Genomic DNA, 13,732 nt, shown 5'->3' on the forward strand with positions numbered 1-13,732 from the left:
AGCCCCTCTCTGGAGCTGCCGGTGCGCGTCGTCGTCAGGACCGTCAGCGAACTGTGCGTCACCGTCGGCACCGTGATCGTCCTTTTTGTCGTCTATGTACTGTTCTGGACCGGTGTGAAGGCCGACACCGTCATGGACGACCAGATCGATCAGTTACAGGACCAGTGGGCGCAGGGGGCCGTACGCCCGACGCCCGCGGGCCCCGGAGGATCGGCGAGTCCGGGCAGCGCCACGACTCCGGGCGCGACCACGAGTCCGCCGAAGCCCGCCCCGTACACCGCGGACAAGCCCTTCGCGATCATGTACATCCCGCGCCTTGGTTTCACGTGGAACAAGCCGGTGCTCGAAGGCACCGCCACCAAGACCCTCAAGAAGGGCCTCGGCCACTACGCGAACACCGCCCAGCTCGGCCAGAAGGGCAACTTCTCGGTCGCCGGCCACCGGCGCACGTACGGCGACCCCTTCAAGGACTTCCCGAGGCTGCGGGCCGGCGATGCGGTGGTGCTGACGGACGGGACGACCTGGTTCACGTATCGGATCGACAAAGGGCCCTACAAAACCGTGCCCTCCGACATTGAGGTGATTGACGCCGTGCCCCGTAAGTCGGGGTACACGCGTGAAGGCCGCTATCTGACCCTGACCACGTGCGATCCGGAGTGGGGGCACAGTCACCGGCTGATCGTGTGGGCCCATCTCGACTCCACCCAGCCTGTGGAGGCCGGGAAACCGGAGGCGTTGCGCCGTTAGTCTGGTGGCTGTACGGCGTGAGTCTGGTGCCGTGGTGCGACGGAAGGGACGGCATGTACGGCTGGATCTGGCGGCATCTGCCGGGGAACGCGTGGGTGAGGGCGCTGCTCTCGCTCGCTCTGGTCGTGGCCGTGGTCTACGTCCTGTTCAACTACGTCTTCCCGTGGGCCGAACCGCTTCTGCCCTTCAACGATGTGACGGTGGACAACCAGTGAGCGCGCGCATTCTCGTCGTGGACAACTACGACAGCTTCGTCTTCAACCTGGTCCAGTACCTCTACCAGCTGGGCGCCGAGTGCGAGGTCCTGCGTAACGACGAGGTGTCGACGGCACACGCGCAGGACGGCTTCGACGGCGTCCTGCTGTCGCCCGGCCCGGGCACGCCCGAGGAGGCCGGCGTCTGCGTCGAGATGGTGCGCCACTGCGCCTCGACGGGGGTGCCCGTCTTCGGGGTCTGCCTCGGCATGCAGTCGATGCAGGTGGCGTATGGCGGTGTCGTCGACCGTGCGCCCGAGCTGCTGCACGGGAAGACCTCGCTGGTCGAGCACGGGGGCAAGGGCGTCTTCGCGGGCCTGCCGACGCCCTTCACCGCGACCCGCTACCACTCGCTGGCCGCCGAGCCGCAGACGGTGCCGGCCGACCTCGAGGTCACCGCGCGGACGCACGACGGCATCATCATGGGCCTGCGCCACCGTGAACTTCCCGTCGAAGGCGTGCAGTTCCACCCCGAGTCCGTGCTGACCGAGCACGGGCACCGGATGCTGGCCAACTGGCTGGTGGAGTGCGGCGACCAGGGCGCGGTGGCGAGGTCGACGGGGCTCGCCCCGGTGGTGGGCAGGGCCACGGCGTGACCGCGCTGCGCCCCGAGCGCGAGTCCGGCGCCACGTACGGGGAGTCCTTCACGGACTCCTACGGCGGCGCCGGCGACCAGGGCACCTCGTACGGGCAGCAGCCGTACGGGGCGTCGGATGGTGCGCTCGGGGAGCGGTACGGCGGGGAGGGCCACGTCACTCACGGGCAGGGGCAGGGCGCCGCGTCTTACGGCGCCGACGGCTACGGCGGCGGATACACCTACGGCACCGACGGGTACGGCACGCAGAACCCCGGCACCGAGGGCTACGGCGCCGAGGGGGCCGCCGCGGCCCGACAGCCGTACGAGGAACCGTATGCAGAGCCGTACATACCGCCCCCGGACGACGAGACGGTGGCCCTGCGGGTAGCTGATCCGCCGCCCCTCGGCGGCCGCGTATCGGCTTCTGACGCCTCCTCCGCAGCTTCCGCCACAGGAACCCCTACAGGCGGCCGTGCGGCCCGCAGAAAGGCCGCCAAGCGGCGTCACGGGCGCCATGGTGGCTCACATGCGGCGTCGGAACCCGCCGAGACGGGCTCGGAGCCCTCGCAGGCCCCACTCTCGCGCATGGAGGCACGCAGACAGGCAAGGGCACGCAAGCCCAGCGCGGGTGTCCTCGCCAGCCGGGCGATCGGCGAGGTCTTCATCACCACCGGCGTGCTGATGCTGCTGTTCGTGAGCTACCAGTTGTGGTGGACGAACGTCCGCGCGCACGCCCAGGCGGACAAGGAAGCCAGCAGCCTCCAGGACGACTGGGCGAGCGGCAAGCGCAACCCGGGAACCTTCCAGCCGGGGCAGGGCTTCGCCATCCTGCACATCCCGAAGCTGGACGTAGTCGTCCCGATCGCCGAAGGCATCAGCAACAAGAAGGTGCTCGACCGGGGCATGGTCGGCCACTACGCCGAGGGCAAACTGAAGACGGCGATGCCCGATGCCAAGACCGGCAACTTCGCGCTCGCCGGGCACCGCAACACCCATGGTGAACCGTTCCGGTACATCAACCGGCTCGCGCAGGGCGACGCGATGGTCGTGGAGACGCAGGACAAGTACTACGTCTACAAGATGGCGTCGATCCTGCCGGTGACATCGCCGAGCAACGTGAGCGTGCTGGATCCGGTCCCGCCGGGGTCGGGCTTCACCGGGCCGGGCCGCTACATCACACTCACCACGTGTACGCCGGAGTTCACCAGCAAGTACCGGATGATCGTCTGGGGCAAGATGGTCGAGGAACGGCCGCGCAGCAAGGGCAAGCCGGATGCGCTCGTCAGTTAAAGGCAGATGAAAAAGTGGCAGCGACCACCGACGGCACCGAAGAGCAGACGGCCGCCCCCGCAGCACCGCGCCCCCCGGCACGCCGCCGCGGCAGGGGCCGGATCGCGACGGCGGTCAGCGTCTTCGGCGAACTCCTCATCACGGCGGGCCTGGTGCTGGGCCTGTTCGTCGTCTACTCCCTGTGGTGGACGAACGTCCTCGCCGACCGCGCGGCGGACAAACAGGCCGACAAGGTGCGTGACATCTGGGCCCACGAGGACGAGGACAGCGGCCGGCCCGCCGAGTTCGACTCCAAGAACGGCATCGGTTTCCTGCACGTGCCCACGATGAGCGGGGACGACATCCTGGTCGAGAAGGGCACGACGTCGAAGATCCTCAACGACGGCGTCGCCGGCTACTACACCGACCCGGTCAAGGCGACCCTGCCGACCTCGGGCAAGAAGGGCAACTTCTCCGTCGCCGCCCATCGCGACGGCCATGGCGCGGAGTTCCACAACATCCACAAGATCAAGAAGGGCGACCCGATCGTCTTCGAGACGAAGGGCGACTGGTACGTCTACAAGGTCTACGCCGTCCTTCCCGAGACCTCGAAGTACAACGTCAAGGTCCTCTCCGACATCCCGAAGGAATCGGGCATGACGAAGGCGGGGCACTACATCACGCTGACGACCTGCACGCCGGTGTACACGAGCCGGTATCGGTATGTGGTGTGGGGGGAGTTGGAGCGGGTGGAGAAGGTGGATGCGGAGCGGACTTTGCCGGAGGAGCTGCGCGGCTGACAGACCTCCTTTGAGGAGGTCTGTCCCCTAGCCTGAGGGAGGCCCGAAGCCGCAACCTTCTCTTGCGGCTTCGGGCCTCTTCACGTCAGGCCGTGGGTTACTCCAGGACCTCCAGCGGTTCCCCTGCGCTCCATTCCTCCAGCACGCCACGGTGTACGGCGGTGATGCCGGCCTCGGCGGCGATGTTCAGGGCCTCAGGGGTGAAAGGGCACGTCGCCACGAAGAGCGCCACTTCCGCGCTGTGCAGGACCTTGGCCGAACCGACAAACCTCTGGACGTCAGGGCTTGTGATGTTCAGGTAGGGCGCGAACCTCTTGCACTGGGCGACGAGGCGCCTGCCGTCGGCGGTGAGCGCGATGATGTCGACGCCCCGGTCTCCGTGACCGCCCTGTACGACGACGTTGGTGCAGCCGTCGCGGCGCAGGAGTTTGGCGATGTGGTGCTCGAAGGTGCGGCCGTGCATGGCGTCCATGGCCGCCATGACCCCGATGGCGGGCCGGTCGTCTCGTAGGCCTTCGAGCCTCTGCAGCCGGGTGTGGTGCTGGTGGAGCCGTCGTTCGATGCGCTGGACGCCTGCGCGGAGCGCGATCAGCTCCTGGCGGTGCTCGCCCGACGTTTCGATCAGGGCGTTGAACATGGGGACGACCGTCTTGCCGAGGATGTGGGTGATGCGCTGGTCGATGCGGTCGTCAAGGGAGGCGATGTCGGCGGGGCCCGAGTTTTCCACAGGCTGTGTGCGCGCCCGGTACTCCATGTCGAGGAGGTACACACGCACCTGACGTGCTACTTCGCTGTCGCGGAGGAGCATGGCGACGTTGAGGACGGCACGGCGAGGGTAGAGAGTGAGGCTCGATCGCGGCTGTGGATAACCGTTCGGGAAGCGTGACAAGACGTCACGCTTAAATTCTGCGAGCTCAGGGCCCTGGAGGGTCACCATTCCATTGCTCGATAGCTCCTCGCGGTGGCGTGCCTTGAGCTGACGGATCGCCTCGGCGGTGACTCCGAAGTACGCCGCCAACATCGCCGTCGTCACATGCATACCGTCCGGCAGCAGTGACAGCGCCTTCACTCTGTCGAGGACGTCGGTTCGCTCCAACACGCTGTCGCGCAGGCTCTTCGATTCCAGCAGTGCCGAGTCGTTGATCACGTTCTGCCCTTCTGTTCGCGTTCTGGCCGTATGGCCGGGGCGGAGCGCTGACTCCTCACCCCATCCGATCAACGAGTCGTGAGATATGAAGACACGATCGAAGGGGGCACTGGTGCGCGACAGGGCGGACCGCTGAAGGAGCTGGGCTGGCTCAGTGAGCCGGGTAAGGGCTGCGAGATGAAACGCGAAGAGCCCCGGCACCTGCTGACAGGTGCCGGGGCTCTCTCGTGTCGGAGGAGGTGGCTTCAGTCCTCCGTGCGGGTCGACGTTCCCGTCACACCGCCGAAGATCCCGCCGTTGTCGCCGCCGCCGTTGTTGTTGCCTCCGTTGCCGCCTACGCCCAAGGTGGTCAGAGTGACCTGGGTGTTCGCGGGGTCGTCGACCGGCTGGTTGCCTGCCGGGTCCTGCTGGGTGACGAAGGCGTTGTCGTTCTGGTCACTGCCCTCGGCGAACTGAATGTTGGTGAAGCCGGCCTGCGCAAGGATCTGCTTGGCCTGAGCCACCCGCTGACCGACGACGTTCGGCACCTGCGTCTTCTGCTGGGCCTGCTTGCCGATCTGGATCGTCACCGTCGAGTTCTTGTCGGCGGAGCTGTTCGCCTCCGGTGAGGTCGCGATGACCTTGCCGACCTGGTTCGGGTCCTGGGTCTCCACATCGGTGCAGGTGCCGACCAGGTTGTTGGCCGTCATCTGCGCCTTGGCCTCGTCACAGGTCTTGCCGAGGACGTCCGGGACGGTGGACTTCTCCTCTTCCTTGGCGATGACGAGGGTGATCGTCGAGCCCTTCTCGACTTCCTCGCCCTTCACCGGGTCCTGACTGAGGACAGAGTTCGGCTCATCCGAGGACTCTCGGAACTTCGTCTTGACCACCAGCTCGTAGTCGTCGCCTTCGAGCTGGGACTTCGCTTCGTCCAGATCCAGCCCGATCACGCTCGGCACCGTAACCTTCGGCGCACCCGTCGACACCACCAGATCGACGGACGAATTCTTGTCGACCGTGGTCTTGGGCTCAGGGTTCTGTTCGCAGATCTTGCCCTGGGGCTGGGCCTCGCAGGGTTTCTTGGTGACCTCGCCCACCTTGAGGTCGCTGTTCGTCAGCAAACTCTCGGCGTCCTTCTGGCTCTGGCCGACCAGGTTGGGCACGGCCACCGTGCTGTTCCCGACGCCGTCGCCGCTGAACACCCACCGGCCGATCAGAACCGCGCCCACCAGTACCAGCACAGCCGCGACGACCAACAGGATCGTCGACGTGTTGGACTTCTTCTGCTGGCGGCGTCGGTCCGGGCGGTCGTCGTAGCCGTAGCCGCCGTCGTCCGGGTTCATGGGCGGCAGCATCGACGTGGCGCCGCCGTCGGCGGAGCGCAGGGCCGTGGTCGGCTGGTCGTCCGGGTAGCCGCCGTAGCCGACCGAGCCCATGGCCGCGGTGGCGGCGACGGGCTGGCCGTCGAGGCAGGCCTCGATGTCGGCGCGCATCTCGTCGGCCGACTGGTAGCGGTAGTTCGGGTCCTTGGTCAGCGCCTTCAGGACGATCGCGTCCATCTCGGGCGTGATCTCCGGGTCGAAGACCGAGGGAGCCTGCGGCTCTTCCCGCACGTGCTGGTACGCGACCGCGACCGGGGAGTCGCCCACGAAGGGGGGCCGCACCGTGAGGAGCTCGTACAGCAGGCAGCCGGCGGAGTAGAGGTCCGAGCGGGCGTCCACCTGCTCGCCCTTCGCCTGCTCCGGCGAGAGGTACTGGGCGGTGCCGATCACGGCGGCCGTCTGCGTCATCGTCATGCCGGAGTCGCCCATGGCGCGGGCGATGCCGAAGTCCATCACCTTGACCTGGCCGTTGCGCGTCAGCATGACGTTCGCCGGCTTGATGTCGCGGTGGACGATGCCGTTGCGGTGCGCGTACTCCAGACCCTGGAGGATGCCGATGGTCATCTCCATGGCGCGCTCCGGCAGCAGCTTGCGGCCACTGTGAAGCAACTCACGAAGCGTGGAGCCGTCGACGTACTCCATGACGATGTACGGGATCGACACGTTGTCGATGTAGTCCTCGCCCGTGTCGTACACCGCCACGATCGCGGGATGGTTGAGCGAGGCGGCCGACTGGGCCTCCCGGCGGAACCGGGCCTGGAAAGACGGATCGCGCGCCAGGTCCGCGCGCAGCGTCTTCACCGCCACGGTGCGGCCGAGCCGGGTGTCATGCGCGAGGTAAACCTCCGCCATGCCACCACGGCCGAGCACCTGGCCCAGCTCGTACCGGCCGCCGAGGCGACGCGGCTCTTCCATAGCTACCTACCAGCCCTCTCCGTCGGTCCCGCCGTCACCCTTGTGGGTGTGGCGGTGTGCCGTCCGGGCATACCGTACCCGGCTCATCTTGTGTGACCTGGCCAAGCCCGTAACCCGATACAGGACCGGTATCGCAACGTGCACCGATGTGAAGGGGACGTGAGCGGGGTCACTTCTTGCTGTCGATGACCGCCTCCATGACGCTCTTGGCGATGGGGGCCGCGAGGCCGCCGCCGGAGATGTCGTCGCGGACCGCGTTCTCGTCCTCGACGACCACGGCCACAGCCACCGGCGAGCTGCCGTCTTCGCCCTTGGCATAGGAGATGAACCACGCGTAGGGGTTCTCGCTGTTGTCCACGCCGTGCTGGGCGGTACCGGTCTTGCCGCCGACCTTGACGCCGTCGATCTGCGCCTTCTTACCGGTGCCCTCGTCGACGACCGTCTCCATCATCGACTGCAGGATCTGCGCGTTGGCCGCCGACAGCGGCTTGCTCATCTCCTCGGGGTCGGTCTTCTCGAGGGGGTCGAGGTTGTGGGTCTGGATCTCGTCGACCATGTACGGCTTCATCAGCGTGCCGTCGTTGGCGACGGCCGAGGCGACCATGGCCATCTGCAGCGGGCTGGCGGCGGTGTTGAACTGGCCGATGGAGGACAGCGCGGTCTGCGAGGGGTTCATGTCGTCGGAGAAGACCGACGCGCTGGTACGGATCGGCGTGAACTGCTCCTCGGTGAAGCCGAACTTCTTGGCCGTCTCCAGCATCTTGTCATTGCCGAGATCCGAGCCGACCTTGCCGAACACGGTGTTGCAGGAGTACTGCAGGGCGACCCTCAGGGTCGCGTTCTTGCAGGGGATGTTGCCCTCGTTCGGCAGCTTGGTGGTGGTGCCCTCCATGACCCACGGGTCCGGCGAGTCCGTCTTCGCGTCGGCGTCCGTGTACAGGCCGTGCTCCAGTGCCGCGGCGGCGGTGAGGACCTTGAAGGTCGAGCCCGGAGGGTAGACCTCGCGCAGCGCCCGGTTGAGCATCGGGTCGTCGGCGTTGTTCTTCTTCTGGAGCTTGTCCCAGGCCTCTTCGTCGGCGGTGCTGCCACCGGCGATGGTGGAGGGGTCGTACGACGGGAAGGAGGCCAGCGCCAGGATCTTGCCGGTGGACGGCTCGATGGCGGCGACGGCACCCTTGCCGCCCTGCTGCTTCAGTCCGTTGTACGCGGCCTTCTGAGCGGCGGCGTTGAGGGTCGTGACGACGTTGCCGCCCTCTTTGTCCTTGCCGGTGATCATGTCGAGGGTGTTGCGGAAGAAGAGGCGGTCGTCGGTGCCGCTGAGGATTCCGTCCTCGATGGACTCCAACTGGTTGGCGCCGTAGGCCTGCGAGACGAAGCCGGTGACGGGCGCCCACATCGGGCCGTCCTTGTACGTCCGCTTGTACTTGAAGTCGCCCTTGGTGGTCGCCGCGTAACCGGTGATCGGGTTGCCGCCGACGATTATGTCGCCGCGGGGCGTGGCGTACCGCGCGATGAGGACACGACGGTTCTTGGGGTCTTCCTTCAGGCTGTCGGCCTTCACGTACTGCAGCCAGTTGTCCCGGATCAGCAGCGTGAGGATCAGCAGGCCACAGAAGATCGCGATCCGGCGCAGGGGCTTGTTCACGGTCGGACCACCTGGGTCATCTCGGCGTCGGGGCTGGGAGCGGGGGCGGGCGCCGGACGGCGGGCGGTGTCGCTGATGCGCATCAGGATGCCGATGAGGGCCCAGTTGGCGAGTACTGAGGAACCGCCGTAGGCCAGGAACGGCATGGTCATACCGGTCAGCGGGATGAGCCCCATGACACCGCCGGCCACGACGAAGACCTGGAGCGCGAAGGCGCCGGACAGGCCGACGGCGAGCAGCTTGCCGAAGGGGTCACGGGCGGCGAGTGCGGTGCGTACGCCGCGCTCCACGATGAGGGCGTACAGCAGCAGGAGCGCCATGACGCCGGCCAGCCCGAGTTCCTCGCCGAAGGTGGCGAGGATGAAGTCGGAGTTCGCGGCGAACCGGATCAGCTCGGAGTGGCCCTGGCCCCAGCCGGTGCCGAGGGTGCCGCCGGAGCCGAACGCCCACAGGGCCTGCATGGCCTGCTCGGAGTGGCCGACGACGCCGTCCTGGCTCAGGGTGTACTCGCGCATCGGGTCGAGCCAGGCGTCGACACGCTGCTGGATGTGCGGCTCGAAGGAGGCCACGCCGACGGCGCCGACCGCGGACATCAGCAGACCGAAGACGATCCAGCTGGTCCGCTCGGTGGCGACGTACAGCATGATGACGAACATTCCGAAGAACAGCAGCGAGGTACCGAGGTCGGTCTCGAAGACCAGGATGAGGATCGAGATCGCCCAGACGACCAGGATCGGACCGAGGTCGCGGCCACGCGGCAGGTACAGCCCCATGAAGCGGCGGCTGGCGAGGGCGAGGGCGTCACGCTTGACCATCAGGTAGCCGGCGAAGAAGACGGCGAGGACGATCTTCGCGAACTCGCCGGGCTGGACGGAGCCGAGGCCGGGTACGCGGATCCAGATCTTGGCGCCGTAGATGTTGGCCCCGAGGCCGGGCACCAGCGGCAGCAGGAGCAGGACGAGGGCGACGAACATCGAGATGTACGTGTAGCGCTGCAGGACGCGGTGGTCCTTGAGGAAGATCAGCACGACGACGAACAGCGCGATGCCGAGCGCGGTGTACAGCAGTTGCCGGGGCGCGGCCGTGATGTACGTGGGCAGCGACTGCAGCAGCTTCGACTGGTCCAGCCGCCAGATGGCGACGAGCCCGAGTCCGTTCAGCAGCGTCGCCAGCGGCAGCAGCAGCGGGTCGGCGTAGGGCGCGAACTTCCGCACGACGAGGTGGCCGATGCCGGCCAGCAGGCCGAGGCCGATTCCGTAGCTGAGAAGACCGGCCGGCACCTCGTCGTTGATCGCCAACCCCACATTGGCGTAGGCGAACACCGGAATGACAACCGCGAACACCAGCAACGCGAGCTCGGTGTTGCGCCTGCTCGGCGCGCCGATTGCGCCGATCGTGGACGTGTGATGCGTCGGCGAGTTCGTAGTACTGCTCATCGTGTGACGGGGCCTCTCACGGCTTGCCTACTGCGTACCGCAGTTCGAGACGACCTTCTGCTCTTCCTCCGAGAGAGTGGGGCCGGGGTTTGGCGTCGCAGTCGGTGTCGGGGAGGTGGACGGGGGCGGGGACTTGGTGGACGCCGATGGATTCGGCGTCGGTGAGGCCTTGGACGTAAGGGAGGTACGGGTGGTTCCCGTGGTGCCTCCGGCCTCGCCCTCGCCCGTCTTGGAGTTCTGCTCGCTCTGGGCAGCCTGCTGATCGGAGCGCTTCTTGCACGCGGAGGCCTGAAGCGCCAGCTCGTCGATCTTCGCCTGGGCGTCCTTGAGGCCGCCCTCGGTGATGGTCCCCTCGACGAGTTTGCGCTGGTACGGCGGCAGGTACTTGAGTTCGATCTCGGGGTGATCCTTCTCCACCTTCGAGAGCGAGACCCAGGCCAGGTCCTGGCTGATCCCGCGGTACAGAGCGACGTGTTCCTCGTTGGTGCCGACGTAGTACTGGGTCTGCGTCCAGCGCCAGCCGCCGTACAGGCCGCCGCCGATGACGGCGAGCGCGAGGGCCGAGTAGAAGGATCTCTTCAGCCACTTGCGGCCCGTGCGGGGCTTGACGAAGTCGTCGTCGGTGTATTCACCGAAGCTGCCCGCCGGGACATAGCCGGTGGTGTCGCCGGAGCCGGGCGGGCCGAACTCGCCGCCCCCGCCGCCCTGTCCGGGCACCTGACGGCCGAGCCCGGAGGCGCGGCCGGCGGGGGTCTGCATGATGCCGTTGTCGTGCAGGTGGTGCTGCTGGTTCTCGGCGACCGCGCCGACCACGACCGGGGTGTCGGACAGCTGCCCGGCCAGGGTGTCGCCGGTGTCCAGATCGAGGACGTCCGCGATGATCACGGTGATGTTGTCGGGGCCGCCGCCGCGCAGTGCCAGCTGGATGAGCTCCTGGACGGTCTCCTGGGGGCCCTGGTAGCTGGCGAGGGTGTCCTCCAGGGTCTGGTGGGACACGACGCCGGAGAGGCCGTCGGAGCAGATCAAGTAGCGGTCGCCGGCGCGGACTTCGCGGATGGAGAGGTCGGGCTCGACATGGTCGCCGCTGCCCAGCGCGCGCATGAGGAGGGACCGCTGCGGATGCGTGGTCGCTTCCTCCTCGGTGATGCGGCCCTCGTCGACGAGGCGCTGCACCCAGGTGTGGTCCTGCGTGATCTGCGTCAGGACGCCGTCCCGGAGCAGGTACGCGCGCGAGTCGCCGACGTGGACGAGGCCGAGCCGCTGCCCGGTCCACAGCAGGGCCGTGAGCGTGGTGCCCATGCCCTCCAGCTGCGGGTCCTCGTCGACCATCCCGCGCAGCTGGTCGTTGGCGCGCTGTACGGCCGTACCGAGCGAGGTGAGGATGTCGGAGCCGGGGACGTCGTCGTCGAGGGCGACGATGGTGGAGATCGCCTCGGAGGAGGCGACCTCGCCCGCGGCGGCGCCGCCCATGCCGTCGGCGATGGCGAGCAGGCGGGGACCGGCGTATCCGGAGTCCTCGTTGCCCTCCCGGATCATGCCTTTGTGCGATCCGGCGGCGAAGCGCAGTGACAGACTCATGCGCACCTCGCCCGTCGGCTCCGGATACATCCGCACGGTGCCCACCCTCCGGTCGGGAGCGCGCCGGGGCCCCTGGTGGGGGCCGCCACTGCGTGCTCGCTCCGCTCGCTCATTGTCGTACTACTTCCGCAGCTCGATGACGGTCTTGCCGATGCGGATCGGCGCGCCCAGCGGAATCGGTGTCGGGGTCGTGAGCCGCGTTCGGTCGAGGTACGTGCCGTTGGTGGAGCCCAGGTCCTCGACGATCCACTGGCCGTCGCGGTCCGGGTAGATCCTGGCATGCCGGCTGGAGGCGTAGTCGTCGTCCAGCACGATCGTGCTGTCGTGCGCCCGGCCCAGGGTGATGGTCTGGCCCTGCAGCGCGACGGTGGTGCCGGTGAGTGTCCCCTCGGACACGACCAGCTTGGAAGGGGCGTTACGGCGCTGGCGGCCGCCGCCCTGCTGGCCGCGCTGCTGCGGCGGGGTCGCCGCCTGCCGTGCGGCCTGCTGCGGCCGTGCGGCCTCGCGACGCGATCCGCGCTGTGTGACGCGCGTACCGAACAGGTCGCTGCGGATGACCTGCACGGCCACGATCACGAACAGCCACAGGACGGCCAGGAAACCCAGCCGCATGACCGTGAGGGTCAGCTCTGACATTGCCCCCGCTTCACCCTTCGGCTTGCCGGTAAATGATGGTGGTGCTGCCCACGACGATCCGCGAGCCGTCGCGGAGCGTAGCGCGGGTGGTGTGCTGCCCGTCCACCACGATGCCGTTGGTGGACCCGAGATCCGCGATCGTCGAGGGCGTTCCGGTCCGGATCTCACAGTGCCGGCGGGAGACGCCGGGGTCGTCGATCCGCACGTCGGCGTCGGTGCTGCGGCCCAGCACCAGCGTCGCGCGGGAGATCTGATGGCGGGTGCCGTTGATCTCGATCCAGTAGCGGGTGCGGCCACCGGCCGCGGGTGCGGCGGGAGGTCGCTGGCCGCCCGCGGGCTGCGGGTAGCCGTAGCCGCCGGGACGGCCGCCGGGCGGCGGCGCGGCCGGCATGGGCGGTGCGCCGGCGGGTGCGGCGGCCGGCGGGTAGCCGTAGCCACCCTGGGCGCCACCACCGCCACCGGCACCGGGCCGCCCGGCCGGGGCGGCGGGTGCGGGGGCCGGCTGGCCGCTCTGCTGGTCGGTGGAGCCGGCGAGCGTACGGCTGCGCACGCGGTACAGGCCGGTGTCGAGGTCGTCGGCCTTCTCCAGGTGGACCTTGATCGGGCCCATGAAGGTGTAGCGCTGCTGCTTGGCGTAGTCGCGGACCATGCCGGCGAGCTCGTCGCCGAGCTGGCCGGAGTAGGGGCTCAGACGCTCGTAGTCCGGCGTGCTGAGCTCCACGATGAAGTCATTGGGGACGACCGTGCGGTCGCGGTTCCAGATGGTCGCGTTGTTGTCGCACTCGCGCTGGAGCGCTCCCGCGATCTCCACGGGCTGGACCTCGGACTTGAACACCTTGGCGAAGGTGCCGTTGACCAGACCTTCGAGACGCTGCTCGAACTTCTTCAGGACTCCCATGGGGCACCTCCTCCGTAGCCTGCTTCGTCCTTTTTCCCGCCGGGCGGGCACTGCCTTACCTGGTACTGCTTACTGATCGTATCCACGCGCCGGTGAATCGGCTGGTTCCCCCTGTCGGCCCGGTCGACGGGTGTCGACGCCCTCGAAGTTCCCTGTGGAGCTCCCCTTCGAACTCCTCACGGACACAGTCTTGCCATGGATCGTAGAGGCGGCCGCAGACCAGTGTCCCGCACCTGACTGTGGACCCCGACCCGCTCCTGGTGAGATGCGCGGTACCGGTACGAGGTTGATACGTGAACAGGTTCTCGCTGATACGGAGCGCGGGGCACCCCCGCGCGGCCGGTGCCGGGCGGGCCGTCCCGACTTGTGCTGGTGGGCGACTGTACGGCCGCCGCACGGCATCCGCATGGCCTCCGTACACCCGCTGAACGGCGGCTGCCTGGGGATAAGGGATGTGAATCCACCCTGG

Annotated in this window: 12 protein-coding genes; 5 read left to right on the forward strand and 7 right to left on the reverse strand. The window is 68.0% G+C overall.

The window, feature by feature from the left end; all coding sequences use genetic code 11:
• Positions 1–21: 21 nt before the first annotated feature.
• The 5 genes from ACWGDB_RS05970 to ACWGDB_RS05990 are packed head-to-tail and all read left to right on the forward strand — an operon-like array spanning position 22 to position 3,647.
• Positions 22–747, forward strand: a complete 726-nt coding sequence (locus ACWGDB_RS05970) for a class E sortase (protein ID WP_453821359.1) — start codon at positions 22–24, stop codon at positions 745–747.
• A 17-nt stretch (positions 748–764) separates the two neighbouring features.
• Positions 765–962, forward strand: coding sequence for a hypothetical protein (locus ACWGDB_RS05975; protein ID WP_164905044.1), 198 nt, complete (start codon positions 765–767; stop codon positions 960–962).
• On the forward strand, positions 959–1,597 hold the full coding sequence (locus ACWGDB_RS05980) for an aminodeoxychorismate/anthranilate synthase component II (protein ID WP_383608351.1): 639 nt from the start codon (positions 959–961) through the stop codon (positions 1,595–1,597). The genes ACWGDB_RS05975 and ACWGDB_RS05980 overlap by 4 nt, the downstream gene beginning before the upstream one ends.
• Positions 1,594–2,868, forward strand: a complete 1,275-nt coding sequence (locus tag ACWGDB_RS05985; RefSeq protein WP_453821271.1) for a class E sortase — start codon at positions 1,594–1,596, stop codon at positions 2,866–2,868. The genes ACWGDB_RS05980 and ACWGDB_RS05985 overlap by 4 nt, the downstream gene beginning before the upstream one ends.
• A 14-nt stretch (positions 2,869–2,882) precedes the next feature.
• Positions 2,883–3,647 carry a class E sortase gene (locus ACWGDB_RS05990; protein ID WP_453821272.1) on the forward strand — a complete coding sequence of 255 codons (765 nt, stop codon included), beginning with the start codon at positions 2,883–2,885 and terminating at the stop codon, positions 3,645–3,647.
• Between the two features lie 97 nt (positions 3,648–3,744).
• Here ACWGDB_RS05990 and ACWGDB_RS05995 read toward each other — a convergent pair whose 3' ends face one another.
• The 7 genes from ACWGDB_RS05995 to ACWGDB_RS06025 all read right to left on the reverse strand — a co-directional run bounded on the left by ACWGDB_RS05995 (position 3,745) and on the right by ACWGDB_RS06025 (position 13,263).
• On the reverse strand, positions 3,745–4,794 hold the full coding sequence (locus ACWGDB_RS05995) for a restriction endonuclease (RefSeq protein WP_453821273.1): 1,050 nt from the start codon (positions 4,792–4,794) through the stop codon (positions 3,745–3,747).
• Between the two features lie 245 nt (positions 4,795–5,039).
• Positions 5,040–7,070, reverse strand: coding sequence for a Stk1 family PASTA domain-containing Ser/Thr kinase (gene pknB, locus ACWGDB_RS06000; RefSeq protein WP_453821274.1), 2,031 nt, complete (start codon positions 7,068–7,070; stop codon positions 5,040–5,042).
• Positions 7,071–7,239: 169 nt separating this feature from the next.
• Positions 7,240–8,715, reverse strand: a complete 1,476-nt coding sequence (locus ACWGDB_RS06005; protein ID WP_453821275.1) for a peptidoglycan D,D-transpeptidase FtsI family protein — start codon at positions 8,713–8,715, stop codon at positions 7,240–7,242.
• On the reverse strand, positions 8,712–10,151 hold the full coding sequence (locus tag ACWGDB_RS06010; RefSeq protein ID WP_453821276.1) for an FtsW/RodA/SpoVE family cell cycle protein: 1,440 nt from the start codon (positions 10,149–10,151) through the stop codon (positions 8,712–8,714). The genes ACWGDB_RS06005 and ACWGDB_RS06010 overlap by 4 nt, the downstream gene beginning before the upstream one ends.
• Positions 10,152–10,178: 27 nt before the next feature.
• Complete coding sequence (locus ACWGDB_RS06015; RefSeq protein ID WP_453821360.1) at positions 10,179–11,759, reverse strand: Stp1/IreP family PP2C-type Ser/Thr phosphatase; 1,581 nt, start codon at positions 11,757–11,759, stop codon at positions 10,179–10,181.
• A 90-nt stretch (positions 11,760–11,849) separates the two neighbouring features.
• Positions 11,850–12,365: an FHA domain-containing protein FhaB/FipA gene (locus tag ACWGDB_RS06020; RefSeq protein WP_383608365.1), complete on the reverse strand. Its 516-nt coding sequence runs from the start codon at positions 12,363–12,365 to the stop codon at positions 11,850–11,852.
• 10 nt (positions 12,366–12,375) lie between these two features.
• Complete coding sequence (locus ACWGDB_RS06025; RefSeq protein WP_453821277.1) at positions 12,376–13,263, reverse strand: FhaA domain-containing protein; 888 nt, start codon at positions 13,261–13,263, stop codon at positions 12,376–12,378.
• Between the last annotated feature and the right edge of the window lie 469 nt (positions 13,264–13,732).

Source organism: Streptomyces sp. NPDC055013 (assembly GCF_053608645.1).

Excerpts from the sequence above, each read along its gene's own strand:
- pknB (WP_453821274.1), bottom strand. The coding sequence starts at position 7,070 with ATGGAAGAGCCGCGTCGCCTCGGCGGCCGGTACGAGCTGGGCCAGGTG.
- ACWGDB_RS06010 (WP_453821276.1), bottom strand. The coding sequence starts at position 10,151 with ATGAGCAGTACTACGAACTCGCCGACGCATCACACGTCCACGATCGGC.
- ACWGDB_RS06015 (WP_453821360.1), bottom strand. The coding sequence starts at position 11,759 with ATGTATCCGGAGCCGACGGGCGAGGTGCGCATGAGTCTGTCACTGCGC.
- ACWGDB_RS06020 (WP_383608365.1), bottom strand. The coding sequence starts at position 12,365 with ATGTCAGAGCTGACCCTCACGGTCATGCGGCTGGGTTTCCTGGCCGTC.
- ACWGDB_RS06025 (WP_453821277.1), bottom strand. The coding sequence starts at position 13,263 with ATGGGAGTCCTGAAGAAGTTCGAGCAGCGTCTCGAAGGTCTGGTCAAC.